Below are 17,013 nucleotides of genomic sequence, written 5' to 3' on the forward strand. Positions count from 1 at the left end.
CATGTCCTCGACCTTTGGCAACGTCTTGCACCTAAGCATCTTCGGCCAGTCGCACTCCCCCGCCATCGGCTGCTCGCTCGATGGCGTCCCCGCCGGCATCGCCGTTGACCAAGAAGCGCTGCAGGCCTTTTTGAACCGTCGCGCCCCCGGTCGCGACGAGACCGCGACCAAGCGCCGCGAGGCCGACGCCGTGCACATCATCGCCGGTGTGGTCGATGGGCACACCACCGGCGCGCCCATTGCCGCGATTATCGAGAACACCAACACGCGCTCCAAGGATTACTCCGAGCTGCGCCGCAAGCCCCGTCCGGGACATGCGGACTTCCCTGCGCGCATGAAGTATCACAACATGCACGATGTCGCCGGCGGCGGGCACTTTTCCGGCCGCCTAACAGCACCCTTATGCATCGCGGGCGGCATCGCGCTGCAGGCACTCGAGGCCCGCGGCATTAAAGTGATGGCGCATGTGGCGCAGATCGGCGGCATCTCCGATCTGCCGATGGACGACATAGTCTATCGCGAGGCCGACCGCAAGGCGATCCTTACGAACGATCTGCCGTGCATTGACGCCGCCGCAGCCGGCCGCATGCGCGAGGAAATCCTAGCCGCGCGTGACGAACTCGACAGCATCGGCGGCATCGTGGAGTGCGGCATTTACGGGCTTCCCGCAGGCATCGGCGACCCCATGTTCGACGGCATCGAGAACCGCATCGCGCAGATCGCGTTTGGCATTCCCGCCGTAAAGGGCGTGGAGTTTGGCATGGGCTTTGCCGTGGCCGCCATGCGCGGCAGCGAGAACAATGATCCGTATCGCATCGATGCCGAGACCGGCGAGATCGAGGTCGAGTCCAACAACGCCGGCGGCATCCTGGGCGGTATTTCGACCGGCGCGCCCGTCATGTGGCGCATGGCCGTAAAGCCGACGCCCTCCATTGGCCGCGAGCAGCAGACGGTGGACATGGACGCTATGGAAAATGCCGAGCTCTCGGTCCACGGCCGCCACGATCCCTGCATCGTCCCCCGAGCTGTCCCCGTAGCCGAGGCAGCCGCCGCCCTTGCCATCTGGGACGCCCTCCTCGAAGACGCCGCCCAGCGCTAACTACCCGCCCCTCAACATCCCCCGACACGTGAAAGGGGTCTCCATGGACCTTGCTGACATCCGCCAGGCCATCGATGGCATCGACACCACGCTCCTCAACAGGTTTGTCGAGCGCATGGACATTGCCACCGAGGTCGCCAAGTCAAAAATCGAGATGGGCAAGGCCGTCTTCGACCCCGCCCGTGAGCGCTCCAAGCTCAACAACCTCGCCAGCCGCGCGCCCGAGCGCTACGAGGCGCAGACCATCACCCTGTTCCGTCTCCTCATGAGCATGAGCAAGGCCGAGCAGCAGCGCTACATCAACGAACTCAAGGGCATTACCGTCTCGCAAAAGGCCCACGCCACTGCCGAGGCCTTCGACACGCCCTTTCCCCAGACTGCCAGCGTCGCCTGCCAGGGCGTCGAAGGCGCCTACAGCCAGATCGCCGCATGCAAGCTCTTTGACGTGCCCGACATCGCGTTCTTCGAGACCTTCGAGGGCGTCATGCGCGCCGTGCGCGACGGCTTCTGCGAGTTTGGCGTGCTGCCCATCGAGAACTCCACCGCCGGCTCGGTTAACGCCGTCTACGACCTGCTCGCCCAGTTCGATTTCCATATCGTGCGCTCGCTGCGTCTCAAGATCGACCACAATCTGCTCGTCAAACCCGGCACCAAGCTCGCCGACGTGCACGAGGTCTATAGCCACGGCCAGGCTATCGCCCAGTGCGCCGGCTTTATCGAAGCCCACGACCTGCACGCCACCAAATACCCCAACACGGCCATGTCGGCCGAGATGGTCGCCAGCTCCGAGCGCACCGATGTTGCCGCCATCGCATCGCGCAGCTGCGCGGCACTCTACGGCCTGGAGGTGCTGGAGCCCAACATCCAGGACTCGGACAACAACTACACGCGCTTTGTCGTCATCAGCCGCGAGCCACGCGTCTACCCCGGCGCCAACCGCACCTCGCTCATGATTACCACGGCCAACGAGCCGGGCGCACTCTATCGCGTACTCGAGCGCTTCTACGCGCTCAATATCAACCTCATCAAGCTCGAGAGCCGCCCCATCCCCGGGCACGACTTTGAGTTTATGTTCTACTTTGACCTGGACTGCCCCTTTGGCAGCAAGGCCCTCGATGACCTGCTCGATTCCATCGACGACGTGTGCGAGAGCTTCACCTACTTTGGCAGTTACACGGAGGTGCTCTAGATGACCGATGTCGCCGCAACCCGCCCCTACGGCGTGCTGGGCCGCGTGCTGGGCCACAGCTACACCCCGACCATCTACAAGGAGCTCGCGGGGCTCGAGTACGTACGATTTGAGCGCGAGCCCGAGGACCTCCAGGCTTTTATGACGGGTGACGAATGGGAGGGCACCAACGTGACCATCCCCTACAAGCGCGCCGTCATGGAATACCTGGACGAGCTGAGTCCACTCGCCGAGCGTATGGGAAACGTCAACACCATCACGCGCCTGCCCGACGGCCGCCTGCGCGGCGACAACACCGACTACTTCGGCTTTCAGTGCCTAGTCGAGGAGCTGGGCGTTGAGGTCGCCGGCAAGAAGGCCCTCGTGCTCGGTGCCACCGGTGGCGCCGGCACCACTGCCAGCATGGTGCTCGGCGACCTGGGCGCCATCGTCGTGCCGGTCGGCCGCACGAGCGAAGTCAACTACGACAACATCGCGCAGCAGTCCGACGCCGCACTGCTCGTCAACTGCACGCCCGCCGGCATGTTCCCCCACTGTCCCGACGCCCCCTGCACACTCGAGGGGCTCAATGCGCTCGAGGGCGTTATCGACATTGTCTACAACCCCGCTCGCACGGGACTCATGCTCGAGGCCGAGCGCCGCGACATCCCCTGCATCGGCGGTCTGCTCATGCTCGTGGCCCAGGCGGCGCAAGCCGTCGAGCGCTATACCGGCCAGGTCACCCCGCGCGGGCGCATCCTGGACGTGACGGAGCGCCTGTCTCACCGCGAGCAGAACATCGCCCTGATCGGCATGCCGGGCTCGGGCAAAACCCGCGTGGGTGAGCAGATCGCCCTGCTCACCGGCCGCGAGCACATCGACCTGGACCGCGCCCTCGAGGAGCGCCTGGGCATGCCCTGCGCCGACTTTATCGTCGAGCGCGGCGAGGCGGCGTTCCGCGAACAGGAGACGGCGGCGCTGGCCGACATCTCCAAGCGCAGCGGCCTGGTGCTTTCCACCGGCGGCGGCGTGGTCACGCGCGACGAGAACTACCCGCTACTGCACCAGAACAGCCAGATCGTGATGCTCAACCGTAAGCTCGACGAACTCGCCCACAAGGGTCGCCCCATCACCGCCCGCGATGGCATCGACAAGCTGGCCGAGCAGCGCATGCCGCGCTACCGCGCCTGGGCCGACTACATCATCGACTCGCGCGATTGCGCCGCCAACACCGCCCAAGCCCTCCTCGACGCCCTCCCACCCGCTCTCTAACCAAAACCACCACAAAGGGGACAGGAACCTATGTGGTGGTTTTTCATTCCGCCGCACCGCCCGCCCAACCGCAAAGGAAGCAACCATGAAAGCACTCGTCATCAACGGCCCCAATCTCAACATGCTCGGCATTCGCGAGCCGGGCATCTATGGCAGCGACAACTACGACCGCTTAGTGCAGATTTGCCAGGAAGCGGGCGCTGCACAGGGCTTCGACGACGTCGAGGTCTTCCAGTCCAACCACGAGGGCAGCATCGTCGACAAGATCCAGGAGGCCTACGGCAAGGTCGACGGCATCGTCATCAACCCGGCGGCATACACGCATACGAGCGTGGCAATCCTCGACGCCCTCAAGGCCGTCGCCATCCCTGCCGTCGAGGTCCACATCAGTGCCGTCGAGACCCGCGAGGACTTCCGCCAGGTGAGCTATGCACGCCTGGCCTGCTTCGCCACCATCACCGGTGAGGGCCTCCAGGGGTATGCGCACGCTCTGGAGCTGCTGAGGGAGTATCTCGAAAAGTAGCCTCGCGGATCAATTCATTAACACCGATTCACACGAACAAAACTCCGGCGCCGGCAGCAGCGACCTCGCTGCTGCCGGCATTTTATTACTGGCATATAATCGTTGCAGTCACACAACGTCTGGAGACGCGCATGTTAAGCATCCATCTGGGAGATTATCCCGGTTCCATCTACGATACCGAAACCTATTTTAGGAACTCATACTTGGACTCATGGTTCGAAGACCCTATGGCCGCACAAATCATTAAAAGCGTGGACGGATCAGAGCTCATCGGTCCCCACAACATCGTAAGCAAACAACTAGGCTCAATCACTCCACTCGAACTGTCCGGCGGCGTCAAGACGCTGCTGTTAGTACGCAATCTCCCAAATATGGTGTTCAACGCATCTACCTGCGGAGACAACTGTGCCCGCTGGCTACTCAAAATCGGCAAAGAGCAGGATGTGCTGGTGACCCTTTACCACATCATGAAGTTCCCCTGGAAGAACTTTGAAATCCGCATTGAAAACGATGACCGCATCGTCAGAAACATGCAGGAGTTTGTCGGCGCCACGAATGACTTTTTGGATGTTGATGAGTAATGAAGGGAACGCATACCGTTGTCGTAGAGCGTGCAAAGGTCAAATACACACTCACCTTTAAACGCAACATTTCCTTCATTCGCGGTAACAGCGGCACGGGCAAAACGACGCTCATCTCGATGATTCGCGACTACAACGACCGAGGACCGGAAAGCGGCGTTACACTCAGCTGCGACGCGCCATGCGAAACGCTTTCCGGCAGACGCTGGGAGCGCGAGCTGTCGATCATCGAAGATTCGATCGTCTTTCTAGATGAGGGCAACGAGTTTATCTACTCAAAGGACTTCGCCAAAGCCATCAACGGATCGTCCAACTATTTTGTTCTGATATCTCGTCGCGACGCCAACGAACTCCCCTACAGCGTCGACGAGATCCTAAAGCTAGTCAACACCACAAGCAAGACAATTAATGGCCGCAAGAGCGACAGACGCTTCTACTCGGTGACTAAACCGCTATATGACCACACGGCAAGCATGCTGTATCAGGACCTTAACGTAGGGTTCGACAATCCTGACGCCGTAATTGTCGAGGATAGCAAGTCTGGCTATCAATTCTATAGCACCCTTTGCAACCGACTGGGAATCCCCTGCTATACCGCCACCGGCGTAGCGAACCTAAAACGAACGATTCACGAATGTCCCGAGCAAAACATCCTTGCCATAGGAGACGGCGCAGCGTTTGGTCCCTACATCGAAAAGGTGCTCGGACAGCGCGTTTACAAGAACGTTCGCTTGTTCCTCCCTGAATCATTTGAGTGGACGCTTTTGCGATCTGGCCTCATCCCCAACAACGACATTCCAAAAATCCTCAAGGACCCTTCGAGCTATATCGAAAGCCGCGACTACCTGAGCTGGGAGCGGTTCTTCACCGACGTATTGATCAAGTACTCTGCAGACACTCGCTACGTCTACAGAAAGGCACGGCTCAACGAGCAGTACCTAAAGCCGCAGGCGATGGATGCAGTTGCGAGCGTCTTGCCCGAGTGTCTGAAGGCATAATGGCAGTGGGGAGGACCAACTTGGTCCTCCCCACTGCCATGGAAACCCAGCACACGCAATAGCTGCCGGCAAGAGCGGCAACTGTCGCAACCACAAACCCATCCACGCGGCGGCTCGAAAGCTCAAGCCCACTCAGCGCGGCAAGGACAAGCCAAGTGACACCGGCTCCAATAAACAGCAGGGGCTTGCTCACGCTCGGCTCGAGCCCCCCTTGGCGCGCCGTATAGCCAATCCACATCAGCAGCACAACAGCAGCTCGCGCCACGGCTTCGGCCTAAACGTATACCCGGCAAGAATAAAGAACACCTGCATGTGAAAAAAGCCCAGACCACCAAGCGGCCCGGGCTTAATAAACGATGGTGCTCCATGGCGGATTCGAACCGTCGACCTTGGGATTAGAAGTCCCCTGCTCTATCCAACTGAGCTAATGGAGCAAATTACAGCACGCCCAAGCAAGCGCAAGCCTGTCAGGCGCAAGTAATTATAACCTAGTTGAACTGCTCACGGTACGCCTTGCAGACCTTATCGACCGGGCCGTCCATGCGAAGGTCACCCTTCTCAATCCAAACGGCACGCTGGCAGATGCGCTCAACCTGCTCCATGGAGTGCGAAACAAACAGAACCGTCACGTCGCCGCTCTGGATAAAGTGCTGGATACGGGCCTCGCACTTCTGCTGGAAGAACACATCACCGACGGAAAGTGTCTCGTCAACGATCAGGATGTCAGGCTCAGTGATCGTTGCGATTGCAAAGGCAATGCGCGCAACCATGCCCGAGGAGAAATTCTTAAGCGGCATGTCGACAAAGTTCTGAAGCTCAGCGAACTCAATAATGCCGTCAAAGTTGGCATCGATGAACTCCTTGGTATAGCCGAGCAGGGCACCGTTCAGATAGATGTTCTCGCGGGCGGTCAACTCGGGGTCAAAGCCGGCACCAAGCTCAATCAGCGGCGCGATGTTACCGTGCACCTTAACGCTGCCTTCGCTAGGCTCAAGCACGCCAGCGATAATCTTGAGCATCGTGGACTTGCCGGAGCCATTGGTGCCGACCAGGCCCACGACCTCGCCACGATGAATATCGAACGAGATATGCTTGAGCGCCCTAAACTCCTCAAAGAACAGCTCGTGCTTGGCAAGCTTGATGAAGTACTCCTTGAGGTTGGTCAGCGACTCGGACGCCATGTTAAAGATCATGGTGACGTCGTCGACCTCGACAGCCAGAGGCTGCTCGCTGTAATCAACAACAGATTCAGTCATCACAGCACTCCTTAGATGTAGAGGATAAACTTGCGCTCGGACTTATGGAACACGGTGTAGCCAATGACAAGCGCAAGGACCGCCCAAGCGACGCACATACCAAACGTCAAAAGCGAGGGCGTGGTCTGGAACAAGAAGATATCGCGCATAAACTGCAGGTAGTTATACATGGGGTTCGCATACATCAAGATACGCACGAGATGCGGCATTTGCGCAATATAGTCAGTCGTCCAGAAGATGGGCGTAATATAAGTCCACGCCGTAATGACGACGCTCCACAGATGCATAACGTCGCGGAAAAAGACCGTAAGGGCAGAGAGCATCATGCCCAGGCCCATGCAGAAGCACATAAGCAGCAGCAGGCAAACCGGCAGCAGAATCAAATGCCAAGAAGGCATAACGCGGAACCACAGCATAACGATGGCGACGGCGACCAGCGAGAAGGTAAAGTTGACCAGCGAGAAGAGCACCTTCTGCACCGGGAAGACCCAGCGGTGCACCTTAACCTTCTTGAGCAGAGGGGCAGCACCCACGATCGACGTCAGGGCCTGGTTCGTAGACTCGGACATGACGGCAAAGGTAACGTTACCCACGATCAAGTACAGCGGGTACATCTCGGGCGTCATTGAGCCATTGCGGCCCTGGCCAAAAATCGTCGAGAACACGATGGCCATGACGATCATCATCAGCAGCGGGTTGAGCACCGACCATGCGACGCCCAGAACGCTACGGCGATACTTGATCTTAAAATCCTTGGTAACCAGCTGACGAAGGATAAACGCGTCCTTCTCAAATTCGTTCTTAGCAAACGTCGCAGGCAGACTGCGAGCTTCTTGTTGCTTTGTCTGATCCGACACGGATGCAACTCCTTTACTCGTAATCGTTGACAAACGAACAGTATAGACCCGACGGCCATGCAAACGATTCGCGCAACAAAACTGGAGAACTAACCCACATCTTAGGATGCCAAGCCCAAACGGCTATACTTTCAAGGATTGAATGTATAAGGAGCATTGAGTGAATTCTGAATCCATCGCCGTCATCATCCCCTGCTACAACGAAGCCCTCACGATCGGCAAAGTCATCGACGACTTTCACCGCGAGCTTCCGCAAGCGACGGTCTATGTCTATGACAACAACTCGTCGGACGACACCTCACGCATCGCCACCGAGCACGGCGCCACGGTCCGCTTTGAACCCCGTCAGGGAAAGGGCAACGTGTGCCGTCAGATGTTTCGCGACATCGACGCCGATTGCTACCTGATGGTCGACGGAGACGACACCTACCCCGCCGAGGCGGCCAAAGCCCTCTGCGAGCCCATCCTTAACGGCACAGCCGACATGACCGTAGGCGACCGCCTTTCCAACGGCACCTACGCCGAGGAAAACAAGCGTGCTTTCCACGGCTTTGGCAACAATCTGGTCCGCGCCATGATCAAGTGGATCTATGGCTACAGCTTCGATGATGTCATGACCGGCTACCGCGCCATGAGCCGCCCGTTCGTCAAAACCTTCCCCGTGCTTTCCGAGGGCTTCCAGATCGAAACCGAGCTCTCGATCCACGCCGTCGACCACCGCTGGCGCATCAAAGATGTACCCATCGAGTACCGCGACCGTCCGGAAGGCTCCGAGTCCAAGCTTAATACCGTCAGCGACGGCATTAAGGTCGTTGCGATGATCGGCACGCTGTTCAAGGACTACCGCCCTCTGAAGTTCTTCAGCCTGGTTGCGCTTCTGTTTGCGGTGATCGGCCTCGCCCTGGGCATGCCCATCGTTGTCGAGTATTTCCAGACCGGCCTCGTTCCGCGCTTCCCCACCGCCATGCTCGCCGCGTCGTTTATGTTCCTGTGCGGTCTGAGCCTTGCAACCGGATTCATCCTGGATTCCGTGGCAAAGGTCGAAAAAAAGCAGTGGGAGGTCAACGTATACAGCAAATACACCTACGACGACCAGCCCGACCACCCTACTTCCAAGCCAAGCAAGAGGTAAACCACCATGCCGCTCATCTCCATCGTCGTGCCGTGCTACAACGAGCAGGAATCACTTCCGATCTTTCTCAAAGAGCTCGATGGCGTCGTTCGCATCATGACCCAGCAAGATCCCGGCATTTCCTTTGAAGCCGTCCTCATCGACGATGGTTCGGCAGACAAAACGCTCGCCGTCATGAAGGCAGAAGCCGCGGCGGCGCATCCATACGCCATCCGTTGGCACTCTTTCTCGCGCAACTTTGGCAAGGAGGCGGCACTACTCGCCGGACTCCAGCACGCAAAGGGCGGCTATGTCGCCACCATGGATGCCGACATGCAGGACCCGCCCTCGCTCCTGCCGCAGATGTACGAGATCTTGCAGACCGAAGACTACGACAACGTCGCAACGCGCAGGACCACCCGCGAAGGCGAGCCTCCCATCAGGTCGTTCTGTGCCCGTATGTTCTACAAGATCATCAACCGCATTTCCAAGGCCGACATCGTCGACGGAGCACGCGATTTTAGGCTCATGAAGCGGCCTATGGTCAACGCCATCATCTCCATGGGCGAATACAACCGATTCTCCAAAGGCATTTACGGCTGGGTGGGCTTCAAAACCAAATGGCTCCCCTACGTAAACGTCAACCGCGTGGCCGGCGAGACCAAATGGAGCTTTTGGTCGCTGCTCCTCTATTCCATCGACGGCATCGTCGCGTTTTCCACGGCGCCGCTCTCCCTCGCCGCCCTCACAGGTATCGTCTTCTGCCTCATCGCTATTCTGGGATTCGTCGTCATCCTAGTAAAGACGCTTGTCTGGGGCGACCCCGTCGGCGGATGGCCGTCGCTCGCCTGCCTCATAACGCTGTTTGGCGGCATGCAGCTTCTGTGCCTGGGAATCATAGGTGAATACTTGGCAAAAGCCTACTTGGAAACCAAGCGACGTCCCATCTATATCATTCGAGAATCCAACGAGGAATCTGATGACACGGCCCAATAACAGCACGCTCAAGAATGTGGCGTTCTACGCCGCCTGCTTCGCATTTTCCGTCGCACTCTTTGTCGCACTTGCAGCGGCGGGACATGTCTATCCCTTTGGCGACAACTCGTTTCTCACCAACGATCTCAAATACCAATACATCGACTTCTTCGCGTGGTTTCGCCGCGTCCTTTTAGGCGAGGCAAACCTTCGCTATTCCTTCTCACAGGGACTCGGCATGAACACATGGGGGCTCTATAGCTACTACCTCGGCAGCCCCTTCAACCTGCTCTGCGTGCTGTTTCCCGCAGACAAGCTGACGCTCTTCGTGCTTGTTATCTCCGCGCTCAAACTGGGCTGCATCCACATCAGCGGCGCTTGGTATGTGCAAAAGCGCTTTGACCTACCCAAGCCCGCAGCATTCCTGCTTTCCCTCTCGTTCACGTTTTGTAGCTGGACCATCAGCAACCTGCGCAACCCGCTCTGGATCGATTGCCTCATCATGCTGCCCATCTGCGCCTACGGATGCCACGAGCTCATCCGCAAGCAGCGCATGATCCGCCTCGTCATCGCAACGGCGCTCAATGTCATGTTCTGCTGGTATACGGCCTACATTAGCATCCTGTTCCTCTGCATCTTCGTACTGGTTGAATTTGTCGATTATGTTGCAGAAGAAGGATTTAGCTGGAAGCTCATGCTCGATCGGGCCCTGCGATTCGCCGGGGCTATCGCGCTCGGACTGCTTCTGTCCGCTTGGACCTTTTTGCCGACCATCCTTGCCATGTCCAAGGGCGGTCCCGTTCTAGCACTCGGCCCCCTACTTAAAACCAACCTCAAGTCGCTCATCAGGGGCTTTCTTCCCTGCATGTGGGTAAGCAACGAAAGCACACCTCAGTTCTATTGCGGCATCATCATGATGCTGCTTGCGGTGAGCCTGCTGGTTAACCGCACGGTTTCAATCAAGACGCGCATCGCAACACACGTCGTCACGATAATCCTGGTTGCAAGCTCCGTTTTGAGCCCGCTCGAGTACATCTGGTGCGGCATGCGCGTTCCCAACGGCTTCTACTCGCGCACGGCTTTTTTGCTGAGCTTCTTTGCGCTGTGGGCTGCGGGCTATACCCTGCAGATCCTCAAGGATCAACCTAAATTGCGCCAAGCCTATCGCCCCGCCGTCATCTTGCCACTCCTGGCGCTCACCGCTATTGAACTGTTTGCCAACGCTCATGTAGTATGGAACCAGCTCTACGCGGGCTATTCCGAAAATACCAACAGGGCCTATGTAGCCACCGCAACCAACACGATCGCTACCACTACAGAACGGGATTCAGCTCCGTTCTACCGCATCGATCGTACAACCACACGAGCCGATAGTGCCGCTCTAAACGAAGGCCTGGCACTAGGGTATAACCAGCTATCTTCTTATTCGTCCGCCAATAACCCGCAGGCAATTGCATTGCTCAACTCCCTTGGTTACAGCAGCGTCGGCGAATTCTCGACCCGTTATGCCGAGCCCATTCTTGCCGTCGATGCCCTACTGGGAGTCAAGTATGCCATTCCCGAGAACGCGCCTGCGGGATACGTTTCGACCAAGACGAATCAGGTCGACTCCACAAGCGCGGTGTACGAGAACCCCTATGCGCTCAGCATTGGCGTTGCAGCCTCAAGCGATATCCAAAACAGCACGTTGAAAAACGAGAACCCCTTCGAAAAGCAGAACGACCTCTACAGCAAAATCCTAGGCCGCGAGGTCAAGCTCTATACCAAGATCGAGGCCACGAGCACGGAGAATAGCGATAGCTTAAAGCAATGGAGCGTTACTGTACCGGCAAGCTCCATCGGGTATCTCTACATCAACAAAGATACGACTGCCGGCAGTTATTGGCCCGTCACCCTTACCATCGACCAGCGAACGATCGAAAACGAGGCCTGGAGATTCGACAATAATATCCGCCAGATTGCGGATGCATCGGACGCCCCGAGCCAGCATACGGTGTCAATCGGAGTCGCGGAGGGCTATACAGACATGCCCCAAGACAATGAGCCGGTCTTTTACGCCCTCGATCTGGACGTTTTCGAGCAGATTATTAACGAGCTTAAGACGAGCGAATTTGTTCCGACAGTTTTTGAGGACGGAAGAATCGAAGGCGAGTATACCGCCAAGGAAGACGGCAACCTGCTGCTGAGCGTTCCGTACGATGAGGGCTGGAACGTAACGGTAAACGGAACCGCCGCAGAACTAACGCCCGCCGCCGATAAGGGCCTGTCGTCCCTGAACGTGCAGAAAGGCGCGAATAGGATCGTGATGACCTACAAGACTCCGGGTGCCCTTGCGGGGCTTGCAGTGAGTCTGGCGACCACCTTCGCCCTTGTTGCAGCGGGGCTATACGCCAGGCATAAGAAAAGCCGCCGTTAACAAGCGGCGGCTTTTACTCTCGAAAAGTTAATAGCGGCTAGAGCATCTTGAGGTACTCCCCCAGCTCTTCCTCCCAGTCGGGCATGTGGAACCCGACCGACTCGAGCCCGGACAGGTCGAGTGCGGAGTGGACCGGGCGCGGTGCGACGGGGCCCTCGGCGCTCGCGTAGTAGTCGGCGGTCGATACCGGCACGACCTTCTCGCCGTTGCCGTTGGCGGCCTCGAAGACGGCGCGTGCGATGTCCGCCCAGGACTTCACCGCGCCGGATCCGGTGCAGTCGTAGGTGCCGTAGGGGGCGTGCGTCCCCAGCACGTGGAAGATGGCCTCGGCCATGTCGCGCGTGAAGGTCAGGCGGCCCAGCTGGTCGTCGACCACGGTGACCTGCTCGAGCTTGTCGTCCGGGTCGGCGACGCGGTCTGAGAGTGCCTTCATGGTCTTCACGAAGTTGTGCCCCTCGCCGATGACCCAGCTGGAGCGCATGATGTAGTGGTGCGGGCACCCGGCCACGGCGATGTCGCCGGCGGCCTTGGTCTGGCCGTAGACGGACAGCGGGGAGAACGGCTCGTCCTCCGTGTGGACCTCGGCGGTGCCGTCGAAGACGTAGTCGGAGGATACGTGGACGAGCGTGATCCCGTGCCCGGCGCAGGTGCGTGCGAGAAGGGCGGGCCCCGTCGCGTTGGCCTTCCAGGCGGTCACGCGGCCCTCGGGGGTCTCGGCCCTGTCCACGGCCGTGTAGGCGCCGCAGTTGATCACGGTGCCGTAGAGCGACCAGTCGTACTGCGAATAGGCGTCCGGGTCGGACATGTCGAAGGTGTCGATGTCGCAGAAGTCGAAGTCCTTCGCCACGCCGCGCTCCTCGGCGAGCGCGCGCACCGCATGGCCCAGCTGGCCGTTGCAGCCGGTGACGAGGGTGCGCTTCGGCGCCATCGGGACGACGTCCTTGAGCATCGGGTGGTTGAGGTCGGCCTCGGAGACGGTGGCCTCCTCCAGCGGGATCGGCCACTCGATGGCGAGCTCGGGGTCGGCGAGGTTCACGAACGTGTAGGTCCTCTTGAGCTCGAGCGACCAGTGGGCGTCCACCAGGTAGGTGTAGGCGGTGCCGTCCTCGAGCGCCTGGAAGCTGTTGCCCACGCCGCGCGGGACGTAGATGGCCCTGGACGGGTCGAGCGTGCAGGTGAACACCTTCCCGTAGGTGGCGCTGCCCTCGCGCAGGTCGACCCATGCGCCGAAGACCGAGCCGCGGGCCACGGAGATGAACTTGTCCCAGGGCTCCGCGTGGATGCCGCGGGTGACGCCGCGGCTGTCGTTGTAGGAGATGTTGTTCTGGACGACCTTGAGATCGGGGATGCCGAGCGCGCACATCTTGGCGCGCTGCCAGTTCTCCTTGAACCAGCCGCGCGAGTCGCCGTGGACGGCCAGGTCGACGACCTTGAGGCCCTCGATGCCGGTCTCCGCGACCTTCAGGTCCTTCTCGAATTCGATGTCAGCCATGTGGTTAATTCCAATCGTGTTGCGGGCGCCCCTCGCGGTGCCGCAGGATCATCCCCATGCCCTGCGGCACCGCGAGGGGCGCTCGAAAAGGTAAACGTCCGGGAATCCGGGCCTACTGCCCCTGCGCCCTGTAACGGGCCTCGGTGGCCTCCTTGGCCGGTCGCCACCAGGACTCGTTCTCCACGTACCAGCCGATGGTCTGCTTCAGGCCCTCGGCGAAGTCGGTGTGGGCCGGCCTCCAGCCCAGCTCGCGCTGGAGCTTCGTGCTGTCGATGGCGTAGCGGCGGTCGTGGCCGGGGCGGTCGGCGACCCAGTCGAAGTCCTCGGGGTCGCGCCCCATGGCCTCCAGGATCATGCGCAGGACCGTGATGTTGTCCCTCTCGCCGTCCGCTCCGATGAGGTAGGTCTCCCCCGTGCGGCCCTTGGTCAGGATGTCCCAGACGGCCGAGGAGTGGTCCTCGGTGTGGATCCAGTCGCGGACGTTCTCGCCGCGGCCGTAGAGCTTGGGGCGGACGCCGTCGATGATGTTCGTGATCTGCCTGGGGATGAACTTCTCCACGTGCTGGTAGGGGCCGTAGTTGTTGGAGCAGTTGGAGATCGTTGTCCGTAGGCCGTAGGTGCGGGGCCATGCGCGCACGAGCATGTCGGAGCTGGCCTTGGTGCTCGAGTACGGGCTGCTCGGGTGGTACGGCGTCTCCTCGGTGAACTTGGCCGGGTCGTCGAGTGCCAGGTCGCCGTAGACCTCGTCGGTGGAGACGTGGTGGTAGCGGACGCCGTGCTTGCGGACGGCCTCCAGCAGGCGGAAGGTGCCCTCGACGTTGGTGCGGAGGAACGGCTCGGGGTCGGCGATGGAGTTGTCGTTGTGGCTCTCGGCGGCGTAGTGCACGATGGCGTCGTGGCCCGGGACGACCCTATCGAGCAGAGCGGCGTCGCAGATGTCGCCCACGACGAGCTCCACGCGGTCGGAGGGCAGACCGGCGATGTTCTCGGGGTTGCCGGCGTAGGTCAGCTTGTCCAGGACGGTCACGTGCACGTCGGGGTGGTTGTTGACCACGTAGTGCACGAAGTTGCTGCCGATGAAGCCGCAGCCGCCCGTGACGATGATGTTGTGGGGTTCAAAAATCTCAGACATGAAAATCCAATCTGAAGCATGTATAGCTTCTTTAGTATGCCGCAGGAAGTGACGCCGCGACACTATTCAACAAAACTATCGGACATTTCGGCATGCGATAAGAGCCATAACCTTCGCAGAATTACCTCCTGTACAAAACGCCTCCGGAATGCAGTCTTTGTCGTAGTGAAAAACCGAATCCCCAGTTATTTCACGTAAGTAATGTCCTGTTTTGGCGCCGACCGGGAAATAGCATAACGATGATTCCCGCGATCTTGATAAACAGGGACGAAAGAATGGTATTTTCCGCTCGTCTTAATCTTGTAAATCTCATCCACGCTATACGGAAGATTGGGGAAATCAGCCCTTGAGATCAGCACGAAATAATTCGAGGAATACAGCACATGATGGGCAAACTCATCAGAATGGATCTCTTTTAAGCCCTCATCGACAAATACAATCGAGTCATGAACGGACGAAAGCTGGTTTCGCCAATCATAATCGGTCAGGGCGACACAGGGACAATCGCATTGCAAGGAAACGCCCGACTGCTCGCCCGTTCGCATGTAGTCTGCGACCATGTCAAACAGTGTCGTCTTACCCGTGCCGCTATCGCCACGCACAATAGTGATGTTCCGCTTGATGGTAAATGTGTACTTGGTTCCCCTGCGGCGGGAAATCTTAACGAGATGCGAACCGTTCATAAGCAGTACCTACAGATACGGAATCGACTCGTGAATCAATTCGGCCATGTTGTGAACGATTCGGCCGCTATTCACGACTTTAATTTTAAAATCCTCGCGACCAAAGTCCATCACATGATAGAGATTCACAACAAGTTTGCGGTCTTTCGCCATGTCGAGAATCCACTTGGCACAGTTGTCACCACAGGTAGAAGCGTTAAAAATTTGCTTACGATCAAATCTCATAAGCAGCAGCGTTTTCACGCCACCAGAAAGCTGGAGTGGGGAGATGGATCCAAGCACAGGGCTTTCGATGACGTTTTCGGAAACAACATCCGATCGATCAACATCTTTAATTATCGAGACTGCATAGGGATCCGTAATCCAAGAAGACCGGTAAGAGTTTTTGAAATATGTCGCTGTGTTGTAAATCGCTTCTGGCATATCGCCAAAGTAGACGCTTAACACATCCACTCCCAATCATATTGTCTTTATGGTCAACGTAATCATAACGAAAGGGGCCACCAGATAAACGGTGACCCCTAAAAGAAAACAAGCTTGCGCTAGTACTCGCGCGGGCTGTTGACGATCTCGCCGGCGGCGACCTTCTTCAGGTGCTGCCCGTAGACCGACTTGCCGTAGGCCTTGGCCGCCTCCTCCAGCTCGGCGGTCGTGATCCAGCCGTTCTCCCAGGCGATCTCCTCGGGGACCGAGACCGGCAGGTCCTGGGAGTGCTCCACGGCGCGGACGAACTCCGCGGCCTCGTGCAGGCTCTCCATGGTGCCGGTGTCGAGCCACGCGTAGCCGCGGCCGAGGGTGACCACGGACAGCGTCCCCTCCTCCAGGTACATCTGGTTGAGCGTCGTGATCTCCAGCTCGCCACGGGCGGAGGGCTCGACCTCGTGCGCCTTGGCGGCCACGTCGCCCGGGTAGAAGTACAGGCCGGTGACGGCGTAGGAGCTCTTGGGGCACTCGGGCTTCTCCTCGATGGAGACGGCCCTCCCCTGCGCATCGAACTCCACGACCCCGAAGCGCTCGGGGTCGTCCACGTGGTAGCCGAAGACCGTGGCCCTCCCCGACTCGGCGTTCTGTACGGCGCGCGTCAGGTGGCGCGACAGGCCGTTGCCGTAGAAGATGTTGTCGCCGAGCACCAGGGCGCACGGCTCGCCGGCGATGAGCTCCTCGCCGATGGTGAACGCCTGCGCCAGGCCGTCCGGCGAGGGCTGCTCGGCGTAGGACAGGTTCACGCCGTAGCGCGAGCCGTCCCCGAGCAGGCGCTCGAAGTTGGGGAGGTCCGTCGGCGTGGAGATGACCAGGATGTCCCGGATGCCCGCCAGCATGAGGGTGGACAGCGGGTAGTAGATCATGGGCTTGTCGTAGACCGGCAGCAGCTGCTTTGAGGTCACGAGCGTGAGCGGGTACAGGCGGGTGCCGGACCCGCCGGCGAGGATGATGCCTTTCATATAATCCG

The 17,013-nt window shown here is 59.1% G+C and carries 16 protein-coding genes and 1 tRNA gene; 9 read left to right on the top strand and 8 right to left on the bottom strand.

From position 1 onward, the window contains the following. Position 1 precedes the first annotated feature (1 nt). The 6 genes from aroC (at position 2) to DW821_RS00590 (ending at position 5,641) form a co-directional block, all read left to right on the top strand. Entirely contained in the window at positions 2-1,099 is a 1,098-nt protein-coding gene (gene aroC, locus DW821_RS00565) for a chorismate synthase (RefSeq protein WP_118064982.1), read from the top strand. Positions 1,100-1,142: 43 nt separating this feature from the next. Further along, positions 1,143-2,288, top strand: coding sequence for a prephenate dehydratase (gene pheA, locus DW821_RS00570; RefSeq protein ID WP_118064984.1), 1,146 nt, complete (start codon positions 1,143-1,145; stop codon positions 2,286-2,288). Next, positions 2,289-3,539, top strand: a complete 1,251-nt coding sequence (locus tag DW821_RS00575) for a shikimate kinase (protein WP_118064986.1) — start codon at positions 2,289-2,291, stop codon at positions 3,537-3,539. It abuts the gene before it with no gap. An 85-nt stretch (positions 3,540-3,624) separates the two neighbouring features. Beyond that, on the top strand, positions 3,625-4,062 hold the full coding sequence (aroQ, locus tag DW821_RS00580; protein ID WP_118064988.1) for a type II 3-dehydroquinate dehydratase: 438 nt from the start codon (positions 3,625-3,627) through the stop codon (positions 4,060-4,062). Positions 4,063-4,193: 131 nt separating this feature from the next. Beyond that, on the top strand, positions 4,194-4,643 hold the full coding sequence (locus DW821_RS00585; RefSeq protein WP_117766687.1) for a DUF4869 domain-containing protein: 450 nt from the start codon (positions 4,194-4,196) through the stop codon (positions 4,641-4,643). Continuing rightward, positions 4,643-5,641 carry a translation initiation factor 2 gene (locus DW821_RS00590; RefSeq protein ID WP_117766689.1) on the top strand — a complete coding sequence of 333 codons (999 nt, stop codon included), beginning with the start codon at positions 4,643-4,645 and terminating at the stop codon, positions 5,639-5,641. Before DW821_RS00585 ends, DW821_RS00590 begins: the two co-directional genes overlap by 1 nt. 357 nt (positions 5,642-5,998) lie before the next feature. Here the strand turns inward: DW821_RS00590 and DW821_RS00595 are convergent. The 3 genes from DW821_RS00595 to DW821_RS00605 form a co-directional block, all read right to left on the bottom strand. After that, positions 5,999-6,075, bottom strand: a tRNA-Arg gene (locus DW821_RS00595). Positions 6,076-6,129: 54 nt separating this feature from the next. Beyond that, positions 6,130-6,897, bottom strand: a complete 768-nt coding sequence (locus tag DW821_RS00600) for an ABC transporter ATP-binding protein (protein ID WP_117766691.1) — start codon at positions 6,895-6,897, stop codon at positions 6,130-6,132. Between the two features lie 11 nt (positions 6,898-6,908). Next, positions 6,909-7,754 (bottom strand): ABC transporter permease, encoded by an 846-nt coding sequence (locus DW821_RS00605; RefSeq protein WP_233502550.1) that lies wholly within the window; start codon positions 7,752-7,754, stop codon positions 6,909-6,911. Positions 7,755-7,914: 160 nt separating this feature from the next. Here DW821_RS00605 and DW821_RS00610 point away from each other — a divergent pair, with 160 nt between their 5' ends. The 3 genes from DW821_RS00610 to DW821_RS00620 are packed head-to-tail and all read left to right on the top strand — an operon-like array spanning position 7,915 to position 12,256. Continuing rightward, a complete protein-coding gene (locus tag DW821_RS00610; RefSeq protein ID WP_117766693.1) occupies positions 7,915-8,886 on the top strand; it encodes a glycosyltransferase family 2 protein in 972 nt (323 codons plus the stop codon). A gap of 6 nt (positions 8,887-8,892) precedes the next feature. After that, complete coding sequence (locus DW821_RS00615; RefSeq protein ID WP_117766695.1) at positions 8,893-9,861, top strand: glycosyltransferase family 2 protein; 969 nt, start codon at positions 8,893-8,895, stop codon at positions 9,859-9,861. Further along, positions 9,845-12,256 carry a YfhO family protein gene (locus DW821_RS00620; protein WP_118064990.1) on the top strand — a complete coding sequence of 804 codons (2,412 nt, stop codon included), beginning with the start codon at positions 9,845-9,847 and terminating at the stop codon, positions 12,254-12,256. The genes DW821_RS00615 and DW821_RS00620 overlap by 17 nt, the downstream gene beginning before the upstream one ends. Before the next feature lie 37 nt (positions 12,257-12,293). On the opposite strand, the gene DW821_RS00625 is transcribed toward DW821_RS00620, so the two are convergent. From DW821_RS00625 to rfbA, 5 genes are all read right to left on the bottom strand, one after another. Beyond that, positions 12,294-13,748, bottom strand: a complete 1,455-nt coding sequence (locus DW821_RS00625; RefSeq protein WP_118064992.1) for a sugar nucleotide-binding protein — start codon at positions 13,746-13,748, stop codon at positions 12,294-12,296. A gap of 112 nt (positions 13,749-13,860) precedes the next feature. Beyond that, positions 13,861-14,880, bottom strand: a complete 1,020-nt coding sequence (gene rfbB / locus DW821_RS00630; protein ID WP_118064994.1) for a dTDP-glucose 4,6-dehydratase — start codon at positions 14,878-14,880, stop codon at positions 13,861-13,863. A 185-nt stretch (positions 14,881-15,065) separates the two neighbouring features. Next, positions 15,066-15,563 carry a Fis family transcriptional regulator gene (locus DW821_RS00635; RefSeq protein ID WP_187362399.1) on the bottom strand — a complete coding sequence of 166 codons (498 nt, stop codon included), beginning with the start codon at positions 15,561-15,563 and terminating at the stop codon, positions 15,066-15,068. A 9-nt stretch (positions 15,564-15,572) separates the two neighbouring features. Beyond that, positions 15,573-16,010: a DUF4869 domain-containing protein gene (locus DW821_RS00640; RefSeq protein WP_117767274.1), complete on the bottom strand. Its 438-nt coding sequence runs from the start codon at positions 16,008-16,010 to the stop codon at positions 15,573-15,575. Between the two features lie 95 nt (positions 16,011-16,105). Next, positions 16,106-17,005: a glucose-1-phosphate thymidylyltransferase RfbA gene (gene rfbA, locus DW821_RS00645; RefSeq protein WP_118064996.1), complete on the bottom strand. Its 900-nt coding sequence runs from the start codon at positions 17,003-17,005 to the stop codon at positions 16,106-16,108. Between the last annotated feature and the right edge of the window lie 8 nt (positions 17,006-17,013).

The organism is Collinsella sp. AM33-4BH (genome assembly GCF_003469205.1).
Taxonomy (GTDB): Bacteria; Actinomycetota; Coriobacteriia; order Coriobacteriales; family Coriobacteriaceae; genus Collinsella.

Coding starts and splice junctions, on each gene's coding strand:
- aroC (WP_118064982.1), top strand. CDS start 2: ATGTCCTCGACCTTTGGCAACGTCTTGCACCTAAGCATCTTCGGCCAG.
- pheA (WP_118064984.1), top strand. CDS start 1,143: ATGGACCTTGCTGACATCCGCCAGGCCATCGATGGCATCGACACCACG.
- DW821_RS00575 (WP_118064986.1), top strand. CDS start 2,289: ATGACCGATGTCGCCGCAACCCGCCCCTACGGCGTGCTGGGCCGCGTG.
- aroQ (WP_118064988.1), top strand. CDS start 3,625: ATGAAAGCACTCGTCATCAACGGCCCCAATCTCAACATGCTCGGCATT.
- DW821_RS00585 (WP_117766687.1), top strand. CDS start 4,194: ATGTTAAGCATCCATCTGGGAGATTATCCCGGTTCCATCTACGATACC.
- DW821_RS00590 (WP_117766689.1), top strand. CDS start 4,643: ATGAAGGGAACGCATACCGTTGTCGTAGAGCGTGCAAAGGTCAAATAC.
- DW821_RS00600 (WP_117766691.1), bottom strand. CDS start 6,897: ATGACTGAATCTGTTGTTGATTACAGCGAGCAGCCTCTGGCTGTCGAG.
- DW821_RS00615 (WP_117766695.1), top strand. CDS start 8,893: ATGCCGCTCATCTCCATCGTCGTGCCGTGCTACAACGAGCAGGAATCA.
- DW821_RS00620 (WP_118064990.1), top strand. CDS start 9,845: ATGACACGGCCCAATAACAGCACGCTCAAGAATGTGGCGTTCTACGCC.
- DW821_RS00625 (WP_118064992.1), bottom strand. CDS start 13,748: ATGGCTGACATCGAATTCGAGAAGGACCTGAAGGTCGCGGAGACCGGC.
- rfbB (WP_118064994.1), bottom strand. CDS start 14,880: ATGTCTGAGATTTTTGAACCCCACAACATCATCGTCACGGGCGGCTGC.
- DW821_RS00635 (WP_187362399.1), bottom strand. CDS start 15,563: ATGAACGGTTCGCATCTCGTTAAGATTTCCCGCCGCAGGGGAACCAAG.
- rfbA (WP_118064996.1), bottom strand. CDS start 17,005: ATGAAAGGCATCATCCTCGCCGGCGGGTCCGGCACCCGCCTGTACCCG.